Here is a 23,769-nt window from a genome sequence, read left to right as displayed (position 1 = left end):
GGGATGCTAAGGCCATGGGCGCTGCTGGCCTTGTGCCTGTCTGCCAAGTGCTTGGATGTGCTTGCCAGATGTCTGCGGGATCGCGGACGGAGCCCGCTTCGGGTGCAAGGGAAACACCCGTAGGATGGGTTGAGCGAAGCGATACCCATCGCCGATGGCCGCATGGGTTTCGCAAGCTCAACCCATCCTGCGAAAAGCATCTCGGCGCAGGTGGCGGGATGCAGGGCGGGTGCCTCACGGAAACCTGTAGGAGCAGGCCCTGCCTGCGATTCGCGCGCAGGGCGCGCCCCTACATGGGAATGGCGTGAGTGGCGCAGCGTAGGAGCGGATCTCATCCGCGAGCTGCGCCGGAATTCCCGGCTATCGCGGACAAGGTCCGCTCCTACCATACGGGCGGCACCCTGGTGCCTGGAGGTGAACCAGGCCGGCGGCGCTGTCCGGGGCGCCGACAATCCCCCGGACAACGCCGCCGGCTTGGCTGCTCAGTGCCCGGCCGGCTTGGCGGCGGCGCGCCCGGCGAGCATGCGGCCGAGCAGGGCGAGGAGGGTGATGGCGATCAGCAGCACCGAGATGGCCGCCACCGCCGGGTCGATGTTGTCGCGCAGGCCGGACCAGATCTGCCGCGGCAGGGTGTTGACCTCGGTGCTGGTGACGAACAGCGTCACCGCGATCTCTTCCCAGGAGAGTGCGAAGCACAGCAGTGCGGTGCTGGCCACGCCCAGCTTGAGGTTCGGCAGCACCACCAGGAAGGTGGTCTGCGCCAGGCTGGCGCCGAGGTTGCGCGCGGCCAGTTCGATGCGCCGGTCCAGTTGGCTCAGGGCCACCAGCATGGTCACCACGCCGTAGGGCACCACCATCACGATGTGGGCGATGGTCAGGCCGAACAGGGTGTCGTAGCCCAGGCCGGGGGCGAACTTGCTCACCGTGGTTTCCATGAAGTACAGCACCATCGCCGAGATCATCGGCGGGATGGCCATGGGCAGCAGCACCAGGCCGATCAGCAGCGCCGCCCAGCGCGAGCGCAGGTACCAGATGCCCAGGGCGAAGCTCACCGCCAGGGCGGTGGCGACCACGCAGGCGGCGCTGGCCACCACCAGGCTCTGGCCCACCGCCGAGAGCCACTCGGGGCTGTCCAGCAGGGCCTTGTAGTGGCGCAGCGACCAGTTGCCGTCGGGCATGGAGAGGAAACGCTTGCCGGTGAAGGACACCGGGATCACCGCCAGCAGCGGGAACAGCATGAAGATCATCGCCATGGCGGCGAGCAGGCGGCTCGGCGCGCGGCTTTCGTGTGCGTTCATTCGGCTTTCCTCATCCCACCAGCTTGTCGACGCGGGTCATGCGCAGCAGCGCCCAGATCAGCCCCGCCACCAGCGCCAGCAGCACCACCGAGAGCGCCGCGCCCAGGCCCCAGTTGCTGGTCTGGAACATCTGCAGGTAGACGTACTCGGCCACCATCACCGTCTGCCCGCCGCCGAGGATCGCCGGGGTGATGAAGAAGCCCAGGCAGAACACGAAGACGATGATGAAGGCGCCGAGGATGCCGGGCACCGTCTGTGGCACGAAGATGCTCCAGAAGGTGCGCAGCTGCCCGGCGCCCAGGCCGCGGGCGGCCAGCAGCACGCGCGGGTCGAGGCGGCGCATGGTGGAGACCAGCGGGAACAGCGCGAAGGGCACCATGAAGTGGACCATGCCGATCACCACCCCCAGCTCGTTGCGCGTCAGCTGCAGCGGCTCGCTGGTGATGCCCAGCGCCTGCAGCCAGCCGTTGAGCAGGCCGTTGCTGCGCAGGGCGATCAGCCAGCCGAAGGCGCGCACCAGCACCGACAGCCAGAAGGGGATGAATACGCAGATTTCCACCATGCGCTGCCAGAACGGCGGGCTGTACACCCAGCAGTAGGCCATCAGGTAGGCGATCAGCAGCGACACCACGCTCACCGTGGTGCACAGGCGGAAGGTGCGCCAGAGCACGTCGTGGATCGCCGGGTCGCTGGCGATGCGCTGGTATTGCTCGATGCCCGGGGTGGGCAGGCTGAAGCTCCAGCCCACCACCCCGGCGAAGGGCAGCACGTAGAACAGCAGCAGCACCAGCGGCAGCGGCGCCAGCAGCAGGGCCAGCTTCAGCCGCGAGGGATTCTCCGCCATGGGCTCACCTCACTTGGAAACGTGGGTCAGGTATTGCTCCAGGGCCACCGCGTAGTGGTCGGTGTACCACTCGTGGCTGAGCATGATCTGCCTGGGCAGGTTGTCCGGGTCGGTGCAGTTCAGGTGCTTGCGGTCGGCCGGGATGAGCGCGGCGGCGGCCGGGTTGGCCGGGCCGTTGCCGAACATCTTGAACAGTTCCACCTGGGACTGCGGGTCCTGGGCGTAGGCGATGAAGCGCATGGCCGCGTCCTTGCCCGCCGGGTTGCCCTTGAGCACGCCCCAGTTGCTGCAGCCCAGCAGGGCGTTGTCGAAGGTCCACTTGATGCGGCCCTCGCTGTCCTCGGTGATGACCTGGGCGCGGGTGTTCCAGATGGCGCCCATGCTCACCTCGCCCTCGATCAGCAGTTGCTGGGTCTCGGCGCCCGAGCCCCAGAAGGCCAGGATGTGCGGCTTGAGCTCGTCGATCTTCTTCAGCGCGCGCGGCACGTCCAGCGGGTAGAGCTGGTCCGCCGGCACGCCATCGGCCAGCAGCGCGGCCTCCAGCATGCCGTTCATCCACTTGTACAGGGTGCGCTTGCCGGGGAAGGCCTGCACGTCCCAGAAGTCCTTCCAGGTCTCCGGCGCCTTGTCGCCGAAGCGCTCGCTGTCGTAGGCGATCACGTAGCTGAGCATGTAGTCGGCGATGCCGTATTCGTAGGCGAAGCCCGGCAGCACCTTGTCCTTGGAGACGATGCCGTAGTCGATCGGCTCCACCAGGTTTTCCTTGCCCAGGTTCTGCAGGATGGAGCTTTCCGCGTCGACCACGTCCCAGCTCACCCGGCCGCTGCTCATCTGGGTGCGGATGGCGCCCTCGGTGGGGCCGCTGCCGTCGATCTTCACCGGGATGCCGGTGCTCTTGGAAAAGCCCTCGGTCCAGGCCTTGCCGAATGCCTTGATGGCGTCGCCGCCCCAGTTCACCACCACCAGCGGCTTGTCGCCGGCGGCGAAGCTGACGCCGCTGCGCAGGGCCAGGGGCAGGGCGGCCAGCAGGCCCATGCCCTTGAGGAAGGTGCGGCGGTCGATCTGCCCGCGGCGGGCCTTTTCCATGAGGACTTCGATGCAGTCTTGCTGATGCGGGTTGAACATGAATGCAGCTCCCAGGCGGGGATGGCGAAAAGGGGGAGGGCGCGCGGGCGCCCCGGGAATCAGGCGAGCAGCAGGCTCTTCTCGATCGGCCAGCTCAGCCACACGCGGGCGCCCTGGTCCAGGCGCGCGGCCTGGTGCTCGGCGTGCACCGCCAGGCTCATGGGCAGCGCGCCCTCGGCGGCGGTGGCCAGGCCCAGCTCGGTGCTGGCGCCCTGGTAGGTCTTGGCGGTCAGCACCGCCTGCACCACGTTGTGGCCTTCCACCTGCGGCGGCGCGCTGTGCAACTGCATGTGCTCGGGGCGCACCGCCAGCAGCGGCGCGGCGGCCTCCAGGGCGGCGGAGGGTTCGGCGTGCAGCTGGGCGTCGCCGAAACGCCCGCAGGCGAGGGCGCCGGCGCGGCCCACCTGGCTCAGCGGGAACAGGTTCATCTTGCCGAGGAACTCGGCGACGAAGCGGTTGGCGGGCTGGTTGTAGATGGCCTGCGGGGTGTCGATCTGCGCCACCTGGCCGCGGTTGAAGATGGCGATGCGGGTGGACAGCGCCAGCGCCTCGTTCTGGTCGTGGGTGACGAACACGAAGGTGGTGCCGACCTGGCGGTGGATGCGCTGCAGTTCCTGCTGCAGTTGCTCGCGCAGGTTCTTGTCCAGCGCCGAGAGGGGTTCGTCGAGCAGCAGCAGGTCCGGCTCGAAGACCAGCGCGCGGGCGATGGCCACGCGCTGCTGCTGGCCGCCGGACAGCTCGCCGGGGCGCTTGCCGCGGTGCTCGCCCAGGCCTACCACTTCGAGCATGTGGCGCACCCGGCGGTTGCGTTCCTCGGCTTTCACGCCGCGGATCTTCAGCGGGAAGGCGACGTTGTCGTCGATGCTCATGTGCGGGAACAGCGCGTAGCCCTGGAACACCATGCCGAAGTTGCGCTTCTCCGCCGGGCGCCGGGTGATGTCCTGGCCGAGGGCTTCGAGGCGCCCGCTGGACGGGTCCTGGAAGCCGGCAAGGATCATCAGGAAGGTGGTCTTGCCGGAGCCTGAGGGGCCGAGGAGGGTGAGGAACTCGCCCTGCTGGATATCGATGGACACATCGCTCAGGGCGCGGAAATCGCCGTAGCGCTTGCCGATGTCGATGGCACGAAGTTGGGGCTGTCGCTCCACTGCATTCACCTCGTCTTATTCTTGTTCTGTGGCGCGGCGACCCAGCGGTCAGCCGTCCTTTTGCGCAGTATTGTCAAATCCTCCTGCGCTTCAATCGCGTTTTTTCGCCGTCATTGTTCAAATTCCTTCACCAATCACCCCGCCGCGGCTGCCCTTGCGGAACTGCTCGGACAGCCGCAGCTCGGCCTTCATCCAGGCCTTGAAGGCCTGCACGTCGGGGCGTTCGCTCTTGGCCGCGTCGGTGACGAAGTAGTAGCGGTTGGGCGGCTCGATGGAGACGTTGAACAGCCGCACCAACTGCCCCTTGGCCATGGCGTCGCCGCTGACCAGGGCGTCGCCCATGGCCACGCCTTGCCCGGCGATGGCCGCGGACTGCACCAGGTGCGCGTCGGAGAAGACGATGCCGTTGCGCACGTTGAGGTCGCGTACCCCGGCGGCGGCCGCCCACAGCAGCCAGTCGGAGTGGTCGACCATGTGCAGCAGCGGCAGGTTGGCCAGGTCCTCCGGCGAGTCCAGCCCGCCGGCGGCGTTGAGCAGCGAGGGGCTGCACACCGGGAAGGTGTCCAGGGTGGCGATCAGTTCCACGTGCAGGTCCGGCCAGTCGCCCACGCCGTAGGCGATGAACAGGTCGACGTCGCGGTTGCTGACGTCGTCGGGAATCCGCGGCGCCACCAGGTTCAGTTCGACCTGCGGGTGGGCGCGCTGGAACTTGCCGATCTGGTGGCACAGCCAGTAGGTGGCGAAGCCCGGGGTGCAGCTCACGCACAGGCGCCCGGCGATCTCCTGGGCGTCGGTGAAGCGCCGCGCCTCGTTGAGGATGCCCAGGGCGCGCTGGGTTTCGCGGGCGAAGTACTCGCCGCGGTAGGTCAGCACGATGCCGCGCCCGGATTTCTCGATCAGCGCGGTGCCCAGGCATTCCTCCAGGCTACGCAACTGGTGGCTCACGGCGCTGCGGGTAAGGCTCAGCTCGCTGGCGGCGGCGGACAGGCTGCCCAGGCGGGCGACGGCGTCGAGCACGCGCAGGGCGGTCATCGAAGGGAAGCGCATGGGCTCACTCCTGGTGGGGGCGGGCGCGCCGCTGGCGGAAGCCTTCCGGGGTGGTCCCGGCGTGGCGCAGGAAGGCGCGGTGGAAGCTGGTGACGTGTTCGTAGCCGAGCAGGAAGGCGATCTCCTGCAGGCTCATGCGGCTGGCCAGCAGGTAGCGCTCGGCCAGGGCCATGCGCACCTCGTAGACCACGCCCTTGAAGGTCAGCCCGTGGGCGCGCAGGCGCCGCTGCAGGGTGTGCGGCGGCAGGCGGAAGTGCGCGGCGGCCTGCTCCAGGTCCGGCAGCGGCACCCGGGCGTTCTGCAGCAGGTAGAAGCGCAGGTCGTCGGGCAGCGCCTCGCCGCTCTCGAAGCTGGCCAGGGTGGCCGCGCCCTGGGCCTGGCACAGGCGCAGCACCGAGGGGTTGGAGGTGGAGAAGGGGCGGTCGTGGAATTCCCGCGGGATGCGCAGCTCGGCGCGGCTGGCGGCGAACTCGCTGCGGCCGGGGAACAGCTCGGCGTAGAGCGCGGCATGGGGCGGCGCGGCGAACGGCAGGCGCACCTGCATGCCGGCGCATTCGGCCAACTCCGGCAGGCGCTGGCACAGCCAGCGCCAGGTGCTGCTGAACCATTCTTCCAGCAGCGCCTGGGTTTCCATGGGGCTATAGGGCGGCGCCTGCAGGGCCAGCACCAGGTGCTCGCCGTGTTCCTCGCGGGTGACGTGGATGGGGTGCGGCAGCAGGCTGGAGGGCTGGCCCAGGGAGATGTCCCAGGAGCGCCGCAGGTTGGCCGCGCTGATCAGCGCGTAGCCGATCACCCCCAGGTCGAACAGGTTGTAGCGCTGGCCCAGGCGCAGGAAGAAGTCGCTGGCGCCGAGCAGCCCGGCGGCCTGGCGCAGCAGGCGGTAGTAGCGGGCGAAGGTCATGTTGGCGGCGGCCTCGGCGGCGGGCACGCCGAGCCCGGCGAGCAGCGGCGCGAGCGGCGGCAGCCGGGGCCGGGCCTGCCATTCCTCGAGGAAGCGCTGGTACAGCTGGCGCGCGGCGTAGTCGATGTCGGACTGTTGGTCGGGCATGTTCGTGCTTGTTATCTGTGGCTAGCGAGTTGTCATCTTATGCTAGTCAAAGGCTTCTGGCAGCTCCCTATACTCGGCGCAAAACAACAAGGGGAGCACCGACATGACGGCGCCCGATACATTCCGTTCGTCCCATTCGCCTGCCAACCGCCACGCCGACCTGCTGCTGCGCAACGGCCGCTTCTACACCCTCGACCCGGCGCAGCCCTGGGCCGAGGCCGTGGCCATCCGCGATGGCCGCTTCCTCGCCGTCGGCCGCGCCGAGGATCTGGCGCATCTGGTCGGCCCGCAGACCCGCCAGCACGACCTCGGCGGCGCCTTCTGCATGCCCGGCCTGCACGACATGCACACCCACCCGGACCTGGCCCTGGCCCCGCGCTACGCCGACGACCTGGACGTGGGCATCGAGGACCCGAGCCCCGAGCAACTGGCCGCGGCCATCCGCGCCTACGCCGACAGCCACCCGGGCGAGAGCTGGGTCTACGGCCAGTACTGGGTGCGCTACACCTTCCGCGAGGCCGGGCTGAAGCCGGGCCGCGAGTGGCTCGACAGCGTCATGCCGGACCGCCCGGTAGCGCTGCTCGACCGCATGTGGGGGACCATGATGGTCAACTCCCGCGCCCTCGAACTGGCCGGCATCGACGCCGCCACGCCCGACCCGCGCAACGGCTACCTGGAGCGCGACGAACTGACCGGCGAGCCCAACGGCCTGCTGATCGACGGCGCCTACGCGCTGATCCACGCCGCCATGCCGCCCACCCCCATCGAGGTGCTGCGCCGCGCCTACCGCGACGGCGTGCACTTCCAGAGCGCCCGCGGCGTCACCGCCAGCAAGTACGTGCACGTCTGCGAACGCCGCCTGCAGGCGCTCAAGGAACTGGACGACGCCGGCCAGCTGACCCTGCGCGTGGAAGCGGCCATCAGCTGGCAGGACGACATCTTCCCGGTGCGCCGGCGCTGGGAACTGCTCAGCGGCGAGCGCCACTACTACCGCAGCGCGCGGCTGTCGGCCAACGCCGTGAAGTTCCACTTCGACGGCACCGTGGAGCCGCGCTCGTCGTTCCTCATCAGCCCCTGGCCGGGCGAGGACAGCTGGCGCGGCAAGCTCAACCTGACCCCCGAGCACATCACCGACATGGTGGTGGACATGGACCGCCGCGGCATCCGCGTGATCGCCCACTGCACCGGCGACGGCGCCTCCGACGTGTTCCTCGACGCGGTGGCCGAGGCGCGCCGGCGCAACGGTTTCAGCGGCATCCGCCACCAGTGCGCGCACAGCACCATCCTGCACCCGGGCAACCTCAGGCGCTTCCGCGAGCTGGAGGTGATAGCCGAATTCTCCCCGGCGGCCTGGTACCCCACGCCCTTCGCCAGCGGCGCGCGCTCCGGCTACGGCGCCGAGCGCCTGAAGCGCATCTACGACTACAAGGGCGTGCTCGCCGCCGGCGGCATCGCGGTGATGGGCACCGACTGGCCGGTGGCCTCCATCGACCCCTGGCTGGCCCTGGAAACCATGATCACCCGGCAGAACCCCTGGAACGACGACCCGGCCTGCTTCGGCGAGCCCATCGGCCTGGAGCAGGCGCTGCAGGTGGTGACCCTGAACGGCGCCCACGCCATGGGCCTGGAGCACCTGACCGGCAGCATCGAGGCCGGCAAGTCGGCGGACTTCATCGTGCTGGACCGCGACCTCTTCGCCCAGCCGCCGCGCGGCTACATCCACCGTACCCAGGTCGAGCAGACCTTCGTCGAGGGCCGCCCGGTCTACGACCGCCAGGGCGTGTTCAGCGGCCCGCTGCAGGCGGTGTGGCAGGGCGAAGTACCGCAGATCATGAGGGCCGACCGATGAGCATCCCGGTGACCGTGGTCGCCGGCTTCCTCGGCGCCGGCAAGACCACCCTGCTGCGCCGCCTGGTGCAGCAGTGCGCCGGGCAGCGCCTGGCGCTGATCGTCAACGACTTCGGCGAGCTGAACGTGGACGCCGAGATGATCGCCGAGCAGAGCGACGCGGTGTACGCCCTGCAGAACGGCTGCCTGTGCTGCACCATGCAGGACGACCTGCTGGCCCAGCTCGGCCGCCTGGCCGCGATGCAGCCGGCGGTGGAGCGCATCGTCATCGAATGCAGCGGCGTGGCCGACCCGCAGCCGATCATCCAGGCCCTGGGCTACCCGCAGCTGCGCAGGCACATGCACCTGGACGCGCTCATCACCCTGGTGGACGCCGCCCGCAGCCAGCCGCTGGAAGGCGAGTACGCGCAACTGGAAAGGCGCCAGGCGGCCGCGGCCGACCTGCTGCTGCTGAACAAGGCCGACATAGCGACGCCGGAGCAACTGCAGGCCCTGCGCCAGCGCTTCGGCGAGCCGCGGCGGATGCTGCAGACGGTGCAGGCGGAAATACCCGATGAGCTGCTCTACGGCGAACGCCCGGAGCGCGCGCTGCGCCTGGCGCCGCTGGGTGTCGATCACAGCCGGCTGTTCGACAGCTGGACCTGGCGCCACGCCGGCCAGTTCGACCCCCGGCGCCTGCGCGCCTGGCTCGACCAGTTGCCGGAAGGCCTGTTCCGCCTCAAGGGCCGGGTGCAGGTCAGCGGCCGCGAACAGCCGCTGTGGCTGCAATACGTCGGCGGCCGCAGCCAGTTCCTGGCGGCGCAGGCGCAGGAGGGCGACAACTGCCTGGTATTCATCGCCAGCGCCGATGCCGGGCTGCGCGAGCGTCTGGAGGCCAGCCTGGAACAGTGCCTGGCCGCCTGACGCGAGAAGCCGTGTTCCCCGGCAACCTGTAGGAGCGGGCCCTGCCCGCGATATCGCGCGCAGGGCGCGCTCCTACAGGGGAATGGCATGGGTGGGGCAGCGTAGGAGCGGATCCCACCCGCGAATCGCGCCGGGACCTTGGGCTATCGCGGACAAGGTCCGCTTACGTTTCCAGGAAGCACGGCTCTTCGCAGGATGGTGTTGAGCGAAGCGATACCCATCAGCGCAACTGGCCGCCTGAAGCAGGGCTCGCTCCTACGAAAAGCCGTGTTCCCCGGCAACCTGTAGGAGCGGGCCCTGCCCGCGATATCGCGCGCAGGGCGCGCTCCTACATGGGAATGGCGTGGGTGGGGCGGCGTAGGAGCGGATCCCATCCGCGAATCGCGCCGATATGTCCGGCCATCGCGGACAAGGTCCGCTTACGTTTCCAGGAAGCACGGCTCTTCGCAGGATGGTGTTGAGCGAAGCGATACCCATCAGCGCAACTGGCCGCCTGAAGCAGGGCTCTTCGTAGGAGCGAGCCGTGTTCCCCGGCAACCTGTAGGAGCGGGCCCTGCCCGCGATATCGCGCGCAGGGCGCGCTCCTACATGGAAATGGCGTGGGTGGGGCAGCGTAGGAGCGGATCCCATCCGCGAAGCGCGCCGATATGCCCGGCCATCGCGGACAAGGTCCGCTCCATGAGCCACGAAGCTCAGCGGAATTTCTCCAGCAGCTGGTAGTACCACATCCCCGCCGCCAGCATCGGGTTGCCGAACACGTCGCCCAGGGGCACTTTCACGTGCTTGCACTGGGCGAAGGTGTCGAATTGCTCCAGGTCGCCGCTCATGGCCGTGGCCATGATCTCGCCCATGATGTGGGTGGTGGCCACGCCGTGGCCGGAGTAGCCCTGGCAGTACCAGACGTTGTCCGAGAGCTTGCCCAGCTGCGGGATGCGATTCATCACGATGCCCATGGCGCAGCTCCACTGGAATTCGATCTCCACGCCCTTGAGCGCCGGGAAGGTGCGTTCGATGCACGGGCGCAGTTCGCCGGCGATGTCCCGCGAGTCGCGCCCGGAGTAGTTGGCGCCGCCGCCGAACAGCAGGCGGCCGTCGGCGGTCAGGCGGTAGTAGTCGAGCACGAAGCGGCAGTCGTAGACGGCCAGGTCCTGCGGGTTGATGCGCTTGGCCAGCTCGCCCAGCGGCTTGGTGGTGACGATGCCGCCCATGGCCGGGAAGATCATGCTCTTGAGCTGCTTGCGTTCCAGCTTGTGGTAGACGTCGCCGGCCAGCAGCACCTGGGCGGCGTTGATCCGCCCCCGCGTGGTGACCACCGCCGGGCGCGGGCCGTGGACGATGTCCAGCACCTCGGAGTGCTCGAAGATCAGCCCGCCCAGGCTCTCCAGCGCTTTCGCCTCGCCGATGCACAGGTTGAGCGGGTGCAGGTGCATGTTGCGCATATTCTTGATGGCGCCGCAGTACAGGTCGCTTTCCAGGTGCTGGCGCACGCCGGCGGCGTCGAGCAGGCTGACCTCGGCGCCCATGCCGCGGCGCACGGCTTCTTCGTAGGAGGCTTCCAGCTCGGCCATGTGCGACGGCTTCATGGCCGCGTGCAGGTGGCCGAACTTGAGGTCGCAGGCGATGCCGTATTTCGCCACGCGGCTCTTGATGATCTCGTGGCCGCGCCAGCGCAGGTGCCAGATGAAGTCGTCGACGTCGTTGCCCAGCCACTGCTGCATCTGCTTGCGCATGGCCGAATCGCCGGACAGGCTGCCGGTGACCTGGCCGCCGTTGCGCCCGCTGGCGCCCCAGCCGACCTTGTTGGTCTCGACGATGGCCACCTTGTAGCCGCGCTCGGCCAGCTCCACGGCGGTGGTCACGCCGGTGAAGCCGCCGCCGATGATGGCGATGTCGACGTTCACTTCGCCTTGCAGGGTGGGGTAGTCGGTTTCCGTGTTGAGGCTGGCGGAATAATAGGAAGGGGCGCGCTCGGGGGCGGCTTTGGCGGGTTTCAGTGCGGCGTTCATTTTTTGTGTTTTTCCTGTTGTCTGGTTTCCCTCTCCCTAGCCCTCTCCCTGAAGGGCGAGGGGACTGTTCGGAGCGAGGGTTTGAATTCGTTGTCAGCCAGTTGCGCCGTTGTTCAGCGCTACGCCGGACTGCCCCCTCTCCCGCTTGCGGGAGAGGGGCTCTTAAGCCTCAAGCCTGATGCAGATACCACCGCCAATCCTGCTCCCCCACCTCACCCATGAACTGCCGGTACTCCGCCTGCTTCACCTTCAGGTACACGCCCAGGAACTCCCGCCCCAGCGCATCCCGCGCCCAGCTCGACCGCTCCAGCGCGCGCAGCGAGGTGAGCCAGTCGGTGGGCAGCAGTTCCCTGGCCTGGGCGTAGCCGTTGCCCTCGACGGGCGCGCCCGGGTCGATGTCTTTGCGGATGCCGCGATGGATGCCGGCGAGGATCGCAGCCGCCGCCAGGTAAGGATTGGCATCGGCCCCGCAGATGCGGTGCTCGATGTGCCGGGTGTGCGCCGGCCCGCCCGGCACGCGCAGGCTGACGGTGCGGTTGTCGCAGCCCCAGGTCGGCGCCAGCGGCGCGTAGCTGTTGGCCTGGAAGCGCCGATAGGAGTTGGCGTTGGGGCAGAACAGCAGCAGCGAGTCGAGCAGGCTGGCGAGCATGCCGCCCACCGCCTGGCGCAGCAGGGGCGTGCCGGCCGGTTCTGCGCTGGCGAACAGGTTCGCCCCGGCGGCATCGGCCAGCGACACGTGCATGTGCATGCCGGTGCCGGCCAGGTCGTCGAACGGCTTGGCCATGAAGCAGGCCTGCATCCCGTGCTTGTGCGCCACGCCCTTGACCAGGCGCTTGTAGCGCACGGCCTGGTCCATGGCGGTGAGGGCGTCGCCGTGCTCCAGGGTGATCTCCACCTGGCCCGGGGCGTATTCGGAGATGGCGGTGCGCGCCGGGATGCCCTGGGCCTTGCAGGCGGCATAGAGGTCGGCGAGGAAGGGCTCGATCTGCTCCAGCTCGCGCAGGCCGTAGACCTGGGTGGAGCGCGGCCGGCCGCCGTCGGCGTCCAGCGCCGGTTGCGGGCGGCCGTTGGCGTCGCGCTTGGCGTCCAGCAGGTAGAACTCCAGCTCGCAGGCCATCACCGGGTGGTAGCCGGCGGCCTTCAACTCGTCGATCACCTTGACCAGCACGTGGCGTGGGTCGGCGATGTCAGCCGGCTTGCCTTCGACCGGGTGCATGCTGACCTGCACGGCGGCGCTGGGAATCTGCCGCCAGGGCAGGCGCACCAGGCTGCCGGCCAGTGGGTAGGCGCGGCAGTCGATGTCGCCGACCTCCCACACCAGCCCGGAATCCTCCACGTCGTCGCCGTGCAGGGTCAGGCCGAGAATGGTGCTCGGCAAGGGCCGGCCGGACTCGTAGACCGCCAGCAGTTCCTCGCGGTGCAGCAGCTTGCCGCGGGGCACGCCGTTGGCGTCGAGGATGAACAGCTCGACCATCTCGATGTCGGGATTGGCGGCCAGGAAGGCCTGGGCCTCTTGCACGGGGGCGAATTTCATCGTTGTTCTCGCATAGCGCCAATGGGCGCGCTGATGGCCTGCGCGGCCGGGCTGCGGCGGGGCAGGCGATGCAATGGCTACGCCAGCTCGCGCAGCGTCGGGCGCCTGCGTTCAGCGTAGTTCCAGCAAAGGGGTGGGCGGGGCGCCCGTCAGCGTGCGGCGCTATCCGGTGGACGCGCGTGGCGGCAGTGCCAGAGCGCCCAGAAGGCCAGCTCCAGCGGCAGCGAGAGGGGTTGCAGGCGCAGCCAGCGGCAGCGTTCGCGCGGCAGGCGCAGGGGCTCTGCCTGGGAGGCGGAGGCGCTGGTGGCGGCGAAGTGCTGTTGCAGAAGGTGCATGGGTGGCTGCGTGGGGGACGATGCCCGGAGACTCGCACAGGCGATGGGTGCTTTAAATGTGAATCTAGTGGAACTCAGTTGAGCGAAATCGAAACTGATTGCCGCCCGGTCGATCCGCGCCACCGGCGCCGGCCCTGCCGCCTAAACTGAGCGAAACCCGTCACGCCGCGCAGCCCATGGCCCATATCGTCTTCGCCCCGTCCATCCAGCGCCACGTCGAAGTGCCCGAGCAGGACCTGCCCGGCGCCACCCTCGGCGGCCTGCTGGAGGGCGTGTTCGCCCGGCATCCGCGCCTGCGCGGCTACCTGCTGGACGACCAGGGCGGCCTGCGCCGGCACGTCACCGTGTTCATCGACGGCCTGCGCCTGCGCGACCGCCAGGGCCTGGGCGACGTGGTGGCGGACGACAGCGAGGTGTACGTGGTGCAGGCGCTGTCCGGCGGCTGAAACCCGGAGGAGGGCAGATGGAAGACCGATTGCTGGTGGCCACGCGCAAGGGCCTGTTCAGCTTCCTGCAGGATCGCGGCACCTGGCACGAGGCGGGCCAGGACTTCCTCGGCGAGCCGGTGAACATGCTGCTGGCCGACCCCCGCGACGACACCCTCTACGCCGCCCTGGACCTCGGCCACTTCGGCTGCAAGCTGTGGCGCAAGCCCTGCGGCGGCGACTGGCAGGAATGCGCGGTGCCGGTCTACCCGCCGCAGCCGGACCCGCTGCCCACGCCGGCCGAAGGCGAGGCCCCGCAGGCGCCCTGGAGCCTGCAGCTGATCTGGTGCCTGGAGACCGGCGGCACCGACCAGGCCGGCACCCTCTGGGCCGGGACCATCCCCGGCGGCCTGTTCCGCAGCGACGACCATGGCGACAGCTGGACGCTCAACCGCCCGCTGTGGGACCGCCCCGAACGCGCCCGCTGGTTCGGCGGCGGCTACGACTGGCCGGGCATCCATTCCGTCAGCGTCGACCCGCGCGACAGCCGCCACCTCACCGTCGGGGTGTCCTGCGGCGGCGTCTGGCAGAGCCACGACGAAGGCGCCAGCTGGCGCAACACCACCGCCGGCATGTACGCCGACTACATGCCGCCGGACCTGCGCGAGGAGGGCGCCATCCAGGACCCGCATCGCCTGGTGCACTGCCCGGCGCGGCCGGACCGGCTGTGGGTGCAGCACCACAACGGCATCTTCGTTTCCAGCGATGGCGGCGCCAACTGGCGCGACGTGCCGGCGCAACCGTCCAGCTTCGGCTTCGCCGTGGCCGTGCACCCCACGCGGCCGGACACCGCCTGGTTCGTCCCGGCGACGAAGGACATCTGCCGCATCCCGGTGGCCGGGCGATTCTTGGTCAACCGCACGGAGGATGGCGGCCAGAGCTTCCAGGCCCTGGACCACGGCCTGCCCCAGGGCCCGTGCTACGACCTGGTGTACCGCCACGGCCTGGCCGTGGACGACGACGGCGAGCGCCTGGCCATGGGCTCGACCACCGGCGGCCTGTGGTTGTCGGAGGACGGCGGCGAGCGCTGGGAATGCCTGTCCGCGCACCTGCCGCCGATCTACTGCGTGCGCTTCGGCTAGGGCTGCCCGTCGCGCTCGTCCTGCTTCTGGTAATGCGCCAGGATCATCCGCGCCGGGATCAGCGCCGCCAGGCCCAAGGCGCCGCACAGGGTGATGATGCTGGTGCCGGTGGGGTCTTCCAGGCTGTCGCCCAGGGCCGCCAAGCCGATGGTCAGCAGGATCATCACCAGGCCGAACCATTGCGCCATCTGCGCCCAGCGCAACAGCATGGCGCGGCGCGCCTCGTGCAGGTGGAAATCCGGGTGGCTGTGGTGCCGCATGCTCGTGTCCTCCTCGTGTTCTCGCACCAGCCTACGCCGCTGGCGGCGTCGGCGGCGGCGGCCGGCCGAGCGGTAGGCCGTCACATCGCCGCGGCGATGAACTCCCGCAGCCACTGGTGCGCCGGGTCGCGGTGCGTGCGCTCGTGCCAGAGCATCGACATCTCGTAGCCCGGCACCTCCAGCGGCGCCTCCACCATGCGCAGGCCGCTGTCCGGGCGCACCAGGCGCTGCGGCAGCATGGCCACCAGATCGGTGCTGGCCAGCACCGGGGCGACGAACTGGAAGTGCGGCACCGACAGCACCACCCGGCGCTCGCGGCCCAGCCCGGCCAGGGCCTTGTCGGTGGGGCCGTGGAAGCCGCCGCCGTCCGGCGAAACGATCACCTGCTCCAGCTGGCAAAACTGCGCCAGGCTCGGCCGGCGCTTGAGCCGCGGGTGGCCGGCGCGGCCGACCAGCACGTAGCGTTCCTGGAACAGCGGGCGCCGGCGCAGCCCTTCGGGGGCGTCCTCGGTGATGTGGAACACCAGGTCGGCGTCGCCCTGTTCCAGCTGCCGGACGATCAGCGCCGGCTGCAGCGGCAACAGCGCCAGGCGCGTGCCCGGCGCCGCCTCGCGCAGGCCGGGCAGGGCCGGCAGCACCACGGTGGCCTCGCTGTAGTCGGAAGCCACCAGGCGCCAGGTGTTGCGTGCGCTGCGCGGGTCGAACGGTTCGCTCGGCGCCACCGCCCGCTGCAGCGCCGCCAGGGCCTGGCGCAGGGGCTCGCGCAGCGCCTCGGCGCGGGTGGTGGGGCGCATGCCGCGGGGGCCGGGCAGCAGCAGCGGGTCGTCGAACAGCTCGCGCAGCTTGGCCAGCTGCACGCTCACCGAGGGTTGGGAAAAGTGCAGGCGCTCGGCGGCGCGGGTTACGTTGTGCTCGGCCAGCAGCACGTCGAGGGTCACCAGCAGGTTCAGGTCCAGGGTGCGCAGATTGGTCATGACTATACCTGGTGTAATGGATATTCATTTCCACTATACCTTGCGCAACGCCATGCTGCGGCCATCCACCCACTGGAGGCCGTCATGAACATCCTCATCGTCTACGCCCACCCCGAACCCCGCTCGCTCAACGGTTCGCTCAAGGACTTCGCCGTGGCCCGCCTGCAGGCTGCCGGCCACCAGGTGCAGGTCTCGGACCTGTACGCCATGGGCTGGAAGGCCCCGCTGGATGCAGCCGACAGCCTCGACGGCGCCGCAGCCGAGCGCTTCGACCCCTCCGAGGACTCCCGCCGCGCCTACGCCAGCGGCCGGCAGAGCGCCGACATCGCCGCCGAGCAGGACAAGCTGCGTTGGGCCGATGCGCTGATCCTGCAGTTCCCGCTGTGGTGGTTCTCCATGCCGGCCATCCTCAAGGGCTGGGTCGAGCGCGTGTACGCCTATGGTTTCGCCTACGGCGTGGGCGAGCACTCCGACGCGCGCTGGGGCGACCGCTACGGCGAGGGCAGCCTGGCCGGCAAGCGCGCCATGCTGGTGGTCACCACCGGCGGCTGGGAATCGCACTACAGCGCCCGCGGCATCAACGGGCCGATCGATGACCTGCTGTTCCCCATCCATCATGGCGTTCTCTACTACCCGGGCTTCGAGGTGCTGCCGGCGTTCCTGGTGTATCGCACTGGGCGGATGGATGAGGCTCGCTACGCCGCGATCGAGCAGGCTTATGGCGAGCGCCTGGATAGCCTGTTCAGCGCCGCGCCCATTCCGTTTCGCCGGCAGAATGCTGGGGACTACGAGATACCTTCGCTGACCTTGCGCGAGGATATTGCGCCGCAGTTGACTGGCTTTGCTGCGCATCTGGGGTGAGAGCTTTGGCGGGGTCGATGTACCGCTTTTCGTAGGAGCGAGCTTGCTCGCGAACGGCGTGAACCGGCCACTTCTCTGCGTGGGCTTGACCACGGTCCCCTCTCCCCAGCCCTCTCCCTGAAGGGAGAGGGGGCAGTCCGTGCCTGCTGAAACTCAAGGTGCACGCCGGCCACGCTGGAGCTGCCGGCGAGCATCGAGATTACAGCCCATGCCCAACGGTCCCCTCTCCCTTCAGGGAGAGGGTTAGGGAGAGGGCGCTCTCAAATCCAGCACTTGCATTCCCGGTGAACTCTGTTCGCGAGCAAGCTCGCTCCTACGAAAAGCAACTCACACCCCCGCAATTCACTTCAACCGAACCTTGCACGCATCCCACCTGTCAGAGGTCCGTATCGGAAAACATACAAAGGATCACGGACCCCATGTTGAAGCGTTGGCGCAACAGTCACTGGAAGCACTGGCTGGAAGGCTACGACATCGAATTCCGCAGCGGCGTCAGCCGCCTGGGGCGCGGCAAGCGCCTGTTGGTCGAGGCGCCGGGCAGCATCGGCGAGGCGGAGTTCAAGATCTACCGGGACGAGATGCACATCGGCGCTTTTTCCACCATCCGCACCACCAGTTTCCACCGCATTTCGCACATCGGCCGCTTCAGCTCCACCGGCCAGCACTGCCGCATCGGCCTGGCCGCCCGGGCGCACCCGATGGACTGGCTGAGCACCAGCTCGGTGCAGTACGAGCCGGGCGTGTTCGACCGCTACGACACGCCGCGCCAGCGCTACGAGGACACCGACGCCGACACCTGGATCGGCAACGACGCCTTCATCGGCGAGGGCGCAGTGGTGATGAGCGGGGTGAAGATCCACGACGGCGCCGTGGTGGCCGCCATGTCGGTGGTGACGCGCGACGTGCCGCCCTACGCCATAGTCGCTGGCTCGCCGGCTAAGGTGGTGCGCTACCGCTTCCCGCCGGACATCTGCGAGCGCCTGCAGGCCAGCCGCTGGTGGGACCTGGCGCCGGCGCAGATCGCCGCGTTGCCGTTGCAGCGCATCGAAGAGGCGTTGGAGCGTGTGGAGGCCTTGCGGGCCAGCGGCGAGGCGCGGCCGCCGATCTATCCGAACATCGAAATCCGCCGCCAGGGCTGCCGCCTGCTGTCCGAGGGGCCGGCCAGCTCGTGAAGCGCGGGGCGGCACTGTTGCGCCGCCCCGCACGCAAGCGCCCAGGGGCGCTCAGCTCCGGCTCTGGGCCAGTCGGTAGAGTTGCCGCGCTTCCGCCGCCATCGGCAGCAGGGCCGAGACCAGGCGGGCCTGGCCTTGTACCAGCGGCATTTCGTCGGGGCAGTCCGCCAGCAGGCAGAGCAGGTCTTCCAGGGCTATCAGGCGACGCTCGGCGGCCTCGTACAGATGCTCGGCGGGGGCGCTGGCGTCGACGAACAGCACGTCGTCGTGGGGTTGCGAGAGGGTGGTGACGGGTTGCAGGTCAGACATGGCGCGCCTCCGAGGTGTGGAGGGCGAAGTGCGGAGAGTGCATGTTCCATTGCTCCTGAGTGGGACCAAGAGCCGCCTCCCCAAAAAGGGAGGCGGACCGTACGGGGGTAGGATCACCGGGTATGAGGAAAACGGCAGGCCGAAGCCTCCCCGCACGGTCCGCCACGGAACGCGAATACAGACGGCGATGGATCACTTGTACTCGCGACATAACGCACCACTCCTCGTACCAACGGGATCCTACCCCCGACCACAACAAGGTTGCGGCAGGGCGGAATCTATCCAGCGCCCTCGTAGGACCTCAAGGCGATTTCAGCGTGGGAATTTTCACGAAGGGTAGCGGCGCGGAACCGGCCGAATCGCTATGCTCGACGCCATGAACGGCCAGCTCCCCCTCCGCCAACCCTGCCCACCGGGCGCCTGCGATTGCGGGCGCGAGGCGCTGCTGGCCGAGCCCCATGGCGACATCCGCATCCTCCTGCTCACCCGCCAGGAAGAACAGCGCCTGGTGCAGCGCCTGGAACAGCTCAAGGACCTGGCCGACCTGCAGCACATGCAGCAGCGCATGTACGAACAGCTCGGCCTGCGCCTGAGCATTGCTCCCGGCTTCAACGAGGTGCGCAGCATGCGCGGCCTGGACATCCGCATCGCCGCGCAGCCCGGCCTGTGCCGCAAGACTCGCCAGGCCATCCCCGCGGCCATCCGCCGGGGCCTGGAACGCACCCCGGAAATCGCCTGGCGCCTGCTCGACTCCTTCGACCTGCTCGGCGGCAGCCACTAGGGGCGTGCATTTTCCCAAGGCTTTGCTAATGTCGTTAGGCAGGAGATGGCATTCCTCCTCTAACCGCCCCCCGGCTGATGATGCCTACGCATAACCCTTCATGGGCGGCGTAGGCATTGTTCTGCTGTCCATGGTCTGCCCGTGGATAGCGAACATGCCCAACCCATCCCGTTCCGCCGCTTTTCCTCTTTCGCACCGCGCCGTCCCCCGGCTTCAGCGGAGCCGCCGCCATGACTGAGATCTGGGCCCAGGCCGCCCTGTGGCTGGGGCTGGCGCTGCTGGCGACGCTGGTGTCGATCTTCCTGCGCATCGCCACGGCATTGTCGGAAATCGTCGTGGGGACCATCGCCCAGCTGATCATCGGCGCGCTGCTGGGCATGGCGGTGCTGCAGGGCGACGCCAGCTGGATCAAGTTCCTCTCCGGCGCCGGGGCCATCCTGCTGACCTTCCTGGCCGGCGCCGAGCTGGACCCGAAGGTGTTCCGCGCGCACTGGAAGCAGGCCACGGTCATCGGCCTGGTGGGCTTCGTGGTGCCCTTCCTCGGCTGCGCGGCGCTGGCGTACTGGGGCCTGGGCTGGAGCGCGCAGGCCAGCTGGCTGGCCGGCATCGCCATGTCCACCACCTCGGTGGCGGTGGTCTACGCGGTGATGCTGGAGCTGGGGCTGAACACCAGCGAGTACGGCAAGATCGTGCTGGCCGCCTGCTTCGTCAACGACCTGGCCACGGTGATCGCCCTGGGGCTGATCTTCGCCCCCTTCACCCTGAAGACCGCCGGTTTCGCCGGGGCCCTGGTCCTGGCCGCGCTGCTGCTGCCGTGGCTCACCCCGCGCTTCTTCCGCCGCTTCGGCGGCCGCCCTTCGGAGCTGGAGGCCAAGTTCCTCATGCTCTGCCTGTTCGGCCTGGGCGCGGCGGCGACCTGGGCCGGCAGCGAGGCGGTGCTGCCGGCCTACCTGATCGGCATGGTGCTGGCCGGCACCGTGGGCAAGGACCACGCGCTGATCCGCCGCCTGCGCACCCTGACCTTCGGCCTGCTGACGCCGTTCTACTTCATCCGCGCCGGTTCGCTGGTGTCGCTGCCGGCCCTGGCCGCCGCGCCCGCGGCCTTCGTGCTGCTGTTGCTGGTGAAGATGCTCACCAAGCTGGTGGGCGTGTACCCCACCTGCCTGGTCTACGGCTCGCCGCGCCGGGAGGGGGCCTACACCACGCTGCTGATGTCCACCGGGCTGACCTTCGGCACCATCTCGGCGCTGTTCGGCCTGGCCCACGGGCTGATCGACCAGGGCCAGTATTCGGCGCTGGTGGCCGCGGTGATCGGCAGCGCCGTGGTGCCGACGCTGATCGCCAACGCCTTCTTCCTGCCCCGGCACCTGCTGCCCAAGGGCGACCCGCAGGAGGAGGGCGCCGCCCCGCCGGCGGAGCCCGCGCGCCACGACGACTTGCGCCCGCAGACGCGGCGCAGAGGAGGTGAAGCATGATCAAGCGCATCCTGGTGGCCTACGACGCCTCCACCGCGGCGGAGCTGGCCCTGAACTTCGCCAACGAGCTGGCCGAGCGCTTCGGCGCCGGCCTGCACATCCTCTCGGTGGCGCAGCCGCCGGAGTTCGGCGACGAGGTGGAGACCGAGGCGGTGATCGAGCGCTCCCGCGCGCATTTCCACCATGCCTTCAAGCTGCTGGGCTACAGCCGCCTGCCGGTCGAGGAACGGCCGACCACCCACGTCTCGGTGGGCCGCCCGGCCGAGCAGATCGTGCGCTACGCCGAGGAGCACCACATCGACCACATCGTCATCGGCCACCGCGGCCACTCGGGCTTCGAGCGCTGGCTGCTGGGCTCGGTGGCGCGCCAGGTGATCGACCATGCGCCCTGCGCGGTCACGGTCATCCGCGGCTGAGCGGCCAGGGGAGGAAGCGACATGCTGCAGATCGACATTCCCGGGCTGGGGAGCTTGCAGTTGAAACACATGATCTGTGACTACAACGGCACCCTGGCGGTGGATGGCCGGCTGATCGACGGGGTGGCCGAGCGCCTGCAGGCGCTGGGCCGCAAGCTGGCGCTGCACGTGGTCACCGGCGACACCTTCGGCAGCGCCGAGGCGGAGCTGGCGGCGCTGGACGTCAACCTGCTGGTGCTGTCGGAGAAGGACCAGGCCATTTCCAAGGAGGACTACCTGCGCACCCTGGGCCTGCACGGCGTGGTGGCCATCGGCAACGGCAGCAACGACCGCTACATGCTGCAGCAGTCGGCCCTGGGCATCGCGGTGATCGGCCCGGAGGGCGCGTCCTCGGTGGCCATCGGCTCGGCGGACCTGGTGGCGCTGGACATCCTCTCGGCCCTGGATATGCTGACCCACCCGCAGCGCATCATCGCCAGCCTGCGCTGCTGAACCTTCGAAGGAGCAGGAAGATGACCAGGATCATTCTGACCCGCCACGGCCACGTGGACTGGATCGCCCCGGAACGCTTCCGCGGCCGCGCCGAACTGCCGCTGTCGGCCCTGGGCCGGCGCCAGGCCGAGGCGGTGGCCCGGCGCATAGCCGAAAGCTGGCAGCCGGTGGCGATCTACACCAGCCCGCTGTCGCGCTGCATCGACACCGGTGCCGCCATCGCCCAGGCCACCGGCGCCCCGGCCCAGGCGCTGGAAGGCCTGGCGGACACCGACTATGGCCAGTGGCAGGGCTTGACTCACGACGAAGTCCGCGCACGCTGGCCGGAAGAACACCGCACCTGGCTGGAGGCGCCGGACCTGGCGGCCATCCCCGATGGCGAGAGCCTGGCTGATGTGCTGGCCCGGGGTACCCGTGTATTGCGTGAGGTGTTGCGGCGTCACGGTGGGCAGACATTGGTGTTGGTGGGGCATGACAGTATCAATCGGGTTCTGCTGCTGCAGGCGCTGGGGTTGCCGTTGGCGCGGTATTGGCGGTTGAAGCAGGAGCCTTGCTGCCTTAACGAGATCGCCGTCGAGGATGACGTGTTTACGTTGTATCGGATCAATGAGACCTATCACCTGGCTGGGGTGACGGCTGAGGGGTGAGGCTGTTTTCAACGACGGATGATCGCGGACGGAGTCCGCTCCTACGGTTCCAGGAAACATGGCTTTTCGTAGGAGCGAGCTTGCTCGCGAACGGTGCTCGCCGGTGGCGTAGGTGCCGGGTTTAAGAGCCCCTCTCCCCAACCCTCTCCCTGAAGGGAGAGGGGGCTAGACCGTGCCGAGAGAAGGTATGGTTTCAACCAGAAAGCACGGTGCCAGCCGGCTGACTCCAGAACATCAGACCCTGCCCAACGGTCCCCTCTCCCTTCAGGGAGAGGGTTAGGGAGAGGGAAAGGCGTCCAGCCAAAACACCGCAGCCACCGGTGAGCACCGTTCGCGAGCAAGCTCGCTCCTACGAAGAGCACCTCGGCGGCTCCAGGGAACCTCGGGCGTAGGAGCGGACTCCGTCCGCGATTGGATTCGTCGGCCACGCCGGACACCCCGGTGGCACAGCCAACGGCGGAGCACGAAGTCTCCGCTCGCTCCAAACGGCCCCCTCTCCCTCCGGGAGAGGGCTGGGGTGAGGGGGCGGAGCCAACCCAATGCACCATTTCCCGCAACGAAGGCTCAAACCGCCACCAGCCGCACCTCCGTCATCTGCCGCAAGCGACTGAGAGTGCGCTCGAAATCCAGGGTGGTATCACCACTGGCCAGGCCCTCCAGCGGCACCGTGGCGTAGAGCTGCAGTTTCAGGCGCCTGTCGTAGGCGATGTCGATGAAGTTCAGGAAGCGCCTGGCGACGTCGTCGGGGTAGTTCTGCAGCGATTCCAGGCCGCTCACCGCCAGGTACGGGAAGCGTTCGATCAGCCATAGGTAGTCGGCCGCCGAGTGCGGGCGTTCGAACAGTTCGTCGAAGTCGAGCCAGGCGTGGTCGTCGTCATGGGCGCGCACGCGCAGCGGGTGGTGGTTGACCTGCAGCACTTCGTCGAAGCAGGCCTGCGGGCCCAGCCCGAAGCGCTCGCGCAGCGGCGCGGGGGCGTCGGCCGTAGCGGGCCACAGGTAGCTGCCCCAGGCGTCCAGTGGCGTCAGCCGGCGCCGGTAGTCCTCGCCCTTGTCCAGCGCCAGGACCTCGAAGCGCTGTTCGATCAGCTCGACCACCGGGCGGAAGCGCTCGCCGTACAGCGGGTCCGCGCACAGCCCGGACGGCGGGTAGTTGGAGGTGCACACCAGGCCGACGCCCTGGTCCACCAGCTGTTGCAGCGTCGGCCCCAGCAGCATGGCGTCGCCGATGTCGTGCACGTGGAATTCGTCGAAGCACAGCAGGCGGGTTTCCTCGGCGATGCGCCGGGCGGTCTTCGCCAGCGGGTCGGGTTGGCCGGCGAAGGCCTGCAGGCGCGCCTGCACTTCATCCAGGAAGGCGTGGAAGTGCACGCGGCGCTTGGCTTGCAGAGGGGCCGCGGCGAAGAAGGCGTCCATCACGAAGCTCTTGCCGCGGCCCACGTCGCCCCACAGGTAGACACCGGCGGTCGGCTTGCGGAACCAGCCATGGCGGCCCTGGAGGAAGCCTTCCAGCCAGTTGGCCAGGTGCTCGATGGCGTATTGCTGCTGAGGGTCGGCGCGGTAGCCGCGCTCCTCCAGGGCCACCCGGAAATGCCGGAGGATGCGTTCGGCGATCGATTCCGGGGCGGCCAGACGGTCGGCGGCGCTCATGCTTCACCTCTGCGCGAGTGGCGCGGGGGCGCGAG

Annotated in this window: 24 protein-coding genes and 1 riboswitch; of the genes, 11 read left to right on the top strand and 13 right to left on the bottom strand. The window is 69.0% G+C overall.

The annotated features are described in order from the left end of the window. Positions 1 to 482 precede the first annotated feature (482 nt). The 6 genes from ACTWJ5_RS18880 to ACTWJ5_RS18855 all read right to left on the bottom strand — a co-directional run bounded on the left by ACTWJ5_RS18880 (position 483) and on the right by ACTWJ5_RS18855 (position 6,507). On the bottom strand, positions 483 to 1,298 hold the full coding sequence (locus ACTWJ5_RS18880) for an ABC transporter permease (protein WP_009622674.1): 816 nt from the start codon (positions 1,296 to 1,298) through the stop codon (positions 483 to 485). A 10-nt stretch (positions 1,299 to 1,308) separates the two neighbouring features. Next, positions 1,309 to 2,142, bottom strand: coding sequence for an ABC transporter permease (locus ACTWJ5_RS18875; RefSeq protein ID WP_116423246.1), 834 nt, complete (start codon positions 2,140 to 2,142; stop codon positions 1,309 to 1,311). A gap of 9 nt (positions 2,143 to 2,151) precedes the next feature. Beyond that, positions 2,152 to 3,267: an ABC transporter substrate-binding protein gene (locus tag ACTWJ5_RS18870; protein ID WP_444436303.1), complete on the bottom strand. Its 1,116-nt coding sequence runs from the start codon at positions 3,265 to 3,267 to the stop codon at positions 2,152 to 2,154. A gap of 59 nt (positions 3,268 to 3,326) precedes the next feature. Further along, a complete protein-coding gene (locus ACTWJ5_RS18865) occupies positions 3,327 to 4,412 on the bottom strand; it encodes an ABC transporter ATP-binding protein (protein WP_253390550.1) in 1,086 nt (361 codons plus the stop codon). A 117-nt stretch (positions 4,413 to 4,529) separates the two neighbouring features. Beyond that, positions 4,530 to 5,459 carry a LysR substrate-binding domain-containing protein gene (locus ACTWJ5_RS18860; protein ID WP_074978350.1) on the bottom strand — a complete coding sequence of 310 codons (930 nt, stop codon included), beginning with the start codon at positions 5,457 to 5,459 and terminating at the stop codon, positions 4,530 to 4,532. Between the two features lie 4 nt (positions 5,460 to 5,463). After that, positions 5,464 to 6,507 (bottom strand): helix-turn-helix transcriptional regulator, encoded by a 1,044-nt coding sequence (locus ACTWJ5_RS18855; RefSeq protein ID WP_253390549.1) that lies wholly within the window; start codon positions 6,505 to 6,507, stop codon positions 5,464 to 5,466. A gap of 103 nt (positions 6,508 to 6,610) precedes the next feature. Here ACTWJ5_RS18855 and ACTWJ5_RS18850 point away from each other — a divergent pair, with 103 nt between their 5' ends. Further along, positions 6,611 to 8,356, top strand: a complete 1,746-nt coding sequence (locus tag ACTWJ5_RS18850; RefSeq protein WP_444436302.1) for an amidohydrolase — start codon at positions 6,611 to 6,613, stop codon at positions 8,354 to 8,356. After that, complete coding sequence (locus ACTWJ5_RS18845; RefSeq protein ID WP_444436301.1) at positions 8,353 to 9,258, top strand: CobW family GTP-binding protein; 906 nt, start codon at positions 8,353 to 8,355, stop codon at positions 9,256 to 9,258. The genes ACTWJ5_RS18850 and ACTWJ5_RS18845 overlap by 4 nt, the downstream gene beginning before the upstream one ends. Before the next feature lie 692 nt (positions 9,259 to 9,950). On the opposite strand, the gene ACTWJ5_RS18840 is transcribed toward ACTWJ5_RS18845, so the two are convergent. The 3 genes from ACTWJ5_RS18840 to ACTWJ5_RS18830 all read right to left on the bottom strand — a co-directional run bounded on the left by ACTWJ5_RS18840 (position 9,951) and on the right by ACTWJ5_RS18830 (position 13,133). Next, complete coding sequence (locus tag ACTWJ5_RS18840) at positions 9,951 to 11,264, bottom strand: NAD(P)/FAD-dependent oxidoreductase (protein WP_444436300.1); 1,314 nt, start codon at positions 11,262 to 11,264, stop codon at positions 9,951 to 9,953. A 169-nt stretch (positions 11,265 to 11,433) separates the two neighbouring features. Beyond that, a complete protein-coding gene (locus tag ACTWJ5_RS18835; RefSeq protein WP_301503194.1) occupies positions 11,434 to 12,798 on the bottom strand; it encodes a glutamine synthetase family protein in 1,365 nt (454 codons plus the stop codon). A 149-nt stretch (positions 12,799 to 12,947) separates the two neighbouring features. Next, positions 12,948 to 13,133 (bottom strand): hypothetical protein, encoded by a 186-nt coding sequence (locus ACTWJ5_RS18830; RefSeq protein WP_444436299.1) that lies wholly within the window; start codon positions 13,131 to 13,133, stop codon positions 12,948 to 12,950. 176 nt (positions 13,134 to 13,309) lie between these two features. On the opposite strand from ACTWJ5_RS18830, the gene ACTWJ5_RS18825 reads away from it, so the two are divergent. Continuing rightward, complete coding sequence (locus ACTWJ5_RS18825) at positions 13,310 to 13,579, top strand: MoaD/ThiS family protein (RefSeq protein WP_043271800.1); 270 nt, start codon at positions 13,310 to 13,312, stop codon at positions 13,577 to 13,579. 17 nt (positions 13,580 to 13,596) lie between these two features. Beyond that, on the top strand, positions 13,597 to 14,700 hold the full coding sequence (locus ACTWJ5_RS18820; protein ID WP_074978367.1) for a WD40/YVTN/BNR-like repeat-containing protein: 1,104 nt from the start codon (positions 13,597 to 13,599) through the stop codon (positions 14,698 to 14,700). Here ACTWJ5_RS18820 and ACTWJ5_RS18815 read toward each other — a convergent pair. Together ACTWJ5_RS18815 and ACTWJ5_RS18810 are read right to left on the bottom strand one after the other, a co-directional pair. Next, positions 14,697 to 14,960, bottom strand: coding sequence for a hypothetical protein (locus ACTWJ5_RS18815; RefSeq protein WP_043271798.1), 264 nt, complete (start codon positions 14,958 to 14,960; stop codon positions 14,697 to 14,699). The two genes, ACTWJ5_RS18820 and ACTWJ5_RS18815, sit on opposite strands and share 4 nt — an antisense overlap. Positions 14,961 to 15,040: 80 nt before the next feature. Beyond that, the gene (locus ACTWJ5_RS18810; RefSeq protein WP_444436298.1) at positions 15,041 to 15,934 is read right to left on the bottom strand and encodes a LysR family transcriptional regulator; all 894 of its coding nucleotides are present in this window, start codon (positions 15,932 to 15,934) and stop codon (positions 15,041 to 15,043) included. 84 nt (positions 15,935 to 16,018) lie between these two features. Between ACTWJ5_RS18810 and ACTWJ5_RS18805 the strand changes: the two genes are divergently transcribed. Both ACTWJ5_RS18805 and ACTWJ5_RS18800 read left to right on the top strand, forming a co-directional pair. Continuing rightward, on the top strand, positions 16,019 to 16,795 hold the full coding sequence (locus ACTWJ5_RS18805) for an NAD(P)H-dependent oxidoreductase (protein ID WP_249916893.1): 777 nt from the start codon (positions 16,019 to 16,021) through the stop codon (positions 16,793 to 16,795). Between the two features lie 419 nt (positions 16,796 to 17,214). Next, positions 17,215 to 17,967 carry a CatB-related O-acetyltransferase gene (locus ACTWJ5_RS18800; protein ID WP_116423256.1) on the top strand — a complete coding sequence of 251 codons (753 nt, stop codon included), beginning with the start codon at positions 17,215 to 17,217 and terminating at the stop codon, positions 17,965 to 17,967. 51 nt (positions 17,968 to 18,018) lie between these two features. On the opposite strand, the gene ACTWJ5_RS18795 is transcribed toward ACTWJ5_RS18800, so the two are convergent. Next, entirely contained in the window at positions 18,019 to 18,276 is a 258-nt protein-coding gene (locus ACTWJ5_RS18795; RefSeq protein WP_009622642.1) for a hypothetical protein, read from the bottom strand. A gap of 364 nt (positions 18,277 to 18,640) precedes the next feature. Here ACTWJ5_RS18795 and ACTWJ5_RS18790 point away from each other — a divergent pair, with 364 nt between their 5' ends. From ACTWJ5_RS18790 to ACTWJ5_RS18770, 5 genes are all read left to right on the top strand, one after another. Beyond that, a complete protein-coding gene (locus ACTWJ5_RS18790) occupies positions 18,641 to 19,057 on the top strand; it encodes a hypothetical protein (protein ID WP_009622640.1) in 417 nt (138 codons plus the stop codon). Positions 19,058 to 19,089: 32 nt separating this feature from the next. Beyond that, a riboswitch (Fluoride riboswitch) is annotated at positions 19,090 to 19,151 on the top strand. A gap of 136 nt (positions 19,152 to 19,287) precedes the next feature. Then, positions 19,288 to 20,532 (top strand): cation:proton antiporter, encoded by a 1,245-nt coding sequence (locus ACTWJ5_RS18785; protein WP_074978379.1) that lies wholly within the window; start codon positions 19,288 to 19,290, stop codon positions 20,530 to 20,532. Next, positions 20,529 to 20,948 carry a universal stress protein gene (locus ACTWJ5_RS18780; protein ID WP_009622637.1) on the top strand — a complete coding sequence of 140 codons (420 nt, stop codon included), beginning with the start codon at positions 20,529 to 20,531 and terminating at the stop codon, positions 20,946 to 20,948. The genes ACTWJ5_RS18785 and ACTWJ5_RS18780 overlap by 4 nt, the downstream gene beginning before the upstream one ends. Before the next feature lie 21 nt (positions 20,949 to 20,969). Then, positions 20,970 to 21,440 (top strand): HAD family hydrolase, encoded by a 471-nt coding sequence (locus ACTWJ5_RS18775; RefSeq protein WP_074978382.1) that lies wholly within the window; start codon positions 20,970 to 20,972, stop codon positions 21,438 to 21,440. A gap of 20 nt (positions 21,441 to 21,460) precedes the next feature. Further along, positions 21,461 to 22,087 carry a histidine phosphatase family protein gene (locus ACTWJ5_RS18770; RefSeq protein ID WP_074978385.1) on the top strand — a complete coding sequence of 209 codons (627 nt, stop codon included), beginning with the start codon at positions 21,461 to 21,463 and terminating at the stop codon, positions 22,085 to 22,087. Between the two features lie 564 nt (positions 22,088 to 22,651). On the opposite strand, the gene zapE is transcribed toward ACTWJ5_RS18770, so the two are convergent. Further along, positions 22,652 to 23,734 (bottom strand): cell division protein ZapE, encoded by a 1,083-nt coding sequence (zapE, locus tag ACTWJ5_RS18765; RefSeq protein WP_444436297.1) that lies wholly within the window; start codon positions 23,732 to 23,734, stop codon positions 22,652 to 22,654. Between the last annotated feature and the right edge of the window lie 35 nt (positions 23,735 to 23,769).

Origin of the sequence: Pseudomonas sp. A6 (assembly GCF_052367875.1) — a bacterium.
Lineage (GTDB): Bacteria > Pseudomonadota > Gammaproteobacteria > Pseudomonadales > Pseudomonadaceae > Pseudomonas > Pseudomonas citronellolis.
Note: the sequence above shows the minus strand (reverse complement) of the source record. Positions and strands in the feature narration are given on the sequence as shown.

Coding starts and splice junctions, on each gene's coding strand:
- ACTWJ5_RS18880 (WP_009622674.1), bottom strand. CDS start 1,298: ATGAACGCACACGAAAGCCGCGCGCCGAGCCGCCTGCTCGCCGCCATG.
- ACTWJ5_RS18875 (WP_116423246.1), bottom strand. CDS start 2,142: ATGGCGGAGAATCCCTCGCGGCTGAAGCTGGCCCTGCTGCTGGCGCCG.
- ACTWJ5_RS18870 (WP_444436303.1), bottom strand. CDS start 3,267: ATGTTCAACCCGCATCAGCAAGACTGCATCGAAGTCCTCATGGAAAAG.
- ACTWJ5_RS18860 (WP_074978350.1), bottom strand. CDS start 5,459: ATGCGCTTCCCTTCGATGACCGCCCTGCGCGTGCTCGACGCCGTCGCC.
- ACTWJ5_RS18855 (WP_253390549.1), bottom strand. CDS start 6,507: ATGCCCGACCAACAGTCCGACATCGACTACGCCGCGCGCCAGCTGTAC.
- ACTWJ5_RS18850 (WP_444436302.1), top strand. CDS start 6,611: ATGACGGCGCCCGATACATTCCGTTCGTCCCATTCGCCTGCCAACCGC.
- ACTWJ5_RS18845 (WP_444436301.1), top strand. CDS start 8,353: ATGAGCATCCCGGTGACCGTGGTCGCCGGCTTCCTCGGCGCCGGCAAG.
- ACTWJ5_RS18840 (WP_444436300.1), bottom strand. CDS start 11,264: ATGAACGCCGCACTGAAACCCGCCAAAGCCGCCCCCGAGCGCGCCCCT.
- ACTWJ5_RS18835 (WP_301503194.1), bottom strand. CDS start 12,798: ATGAAATTCGCCCCCGTGCAAGAGGCCCAGGCCTTCCTGGCCGCCAAT.
- ACTWJ5_RS18830 (WP_444436299.1), bottom strand. CDS start 13,133: ATGCACCTTCTGCAACAGCACTTCGCCGCCACCAGCGCCTCCGCCTCC.
- ACTWJ5_RS18825 (WP_043271800.1), top strand. CDS start 13,310: ATGGCCCATATCGTCTTCGCCCCGTCCATCCAGCGCCACGTCGAAGTG.
- ACTWJ5_RS18820 (WP_074978367.1), top strand. CDS start 13,597: ATGGAAGACCGATTGCTGGTGGCCACGCGCAAGGGCCTGTTCAGCTTC.
- ACTWJ5_RS18815 (WP_043271798.1), bottom strand. CDS start 14,960: ATGCGGCACCACAGCCACCCGGATTTCCACCTGCACGAGGCGCGCCGC.
- ACTWJ5_RS18810 (WP_444436298.1), bottom strand. CDS start 15,934: ATGACCAATCTGCGCACCCTGGACCTGAACCTGCTGGTGACCCTCGAC.
- ACTWJ5_RS18805 (WP_249916893.1), top strand. CDS start 16,019: ATGAACATCCTCATCGTCTACGCCCACCCCGAACCCCGCTCGCTCAAC.
- ACTWJ5_RS18800 (WP_116423256.1), top strand. CDS start 17,215: ATGTTGAAGCGTTGGCGCAACAGTCACTGGAAGCACTGGCTGGAAGGC.
- ACTWJ5_RS18795 (WP_009622642.1), bottom strand. CDS start 18,276: ATGTCTGACCTGCAACCCGTCACCACCCTCTCGCAACCCCACGACGAC.
- ACTWJ5_RS18790 (WP_009622640.1), top strand. CDS start 18,641: ATGCTCGACGCCATGAACGGCCAGCTCCCCCTCCGCCAACCCTGCCCA.
- ACTWJ5_RS18785 (WP_074978379.1), top strand. CDS start 19,288: ATGACTGAGATCTGGGCCCAGGCCGCCCTGTGGCTGGGGCTGGCGCTG.
- ACTWJ5_RS18780 (WP_009622637.1), top strand. CDS start 20,529: ATGATCAAGCGCATCCTGGTGGCCTACGACGCCTCCACCGCGGCGGAG.
- ACTWJ5_RS18775 (WP_074978382.1), top strand. CDS start 20,970: ATGCTGCAGATCGACATTCCCGGGCTGGGGAGCTTGCAGTTGAAACAC.
- ACTWJ5_RS18770 (WP_074978385.1), top strand. CDS start 21,461: ATGACCAGGATCATTCTGACCCGCCACGGCCACGTGGACTGGATCGCC.
- zapE (WP_444436297.1), bottom strand. CDS start 23,734: ATGAGCGCCGCCGACCGTCTGGCCGCCCCGGAATCGATCGCCGAACGC.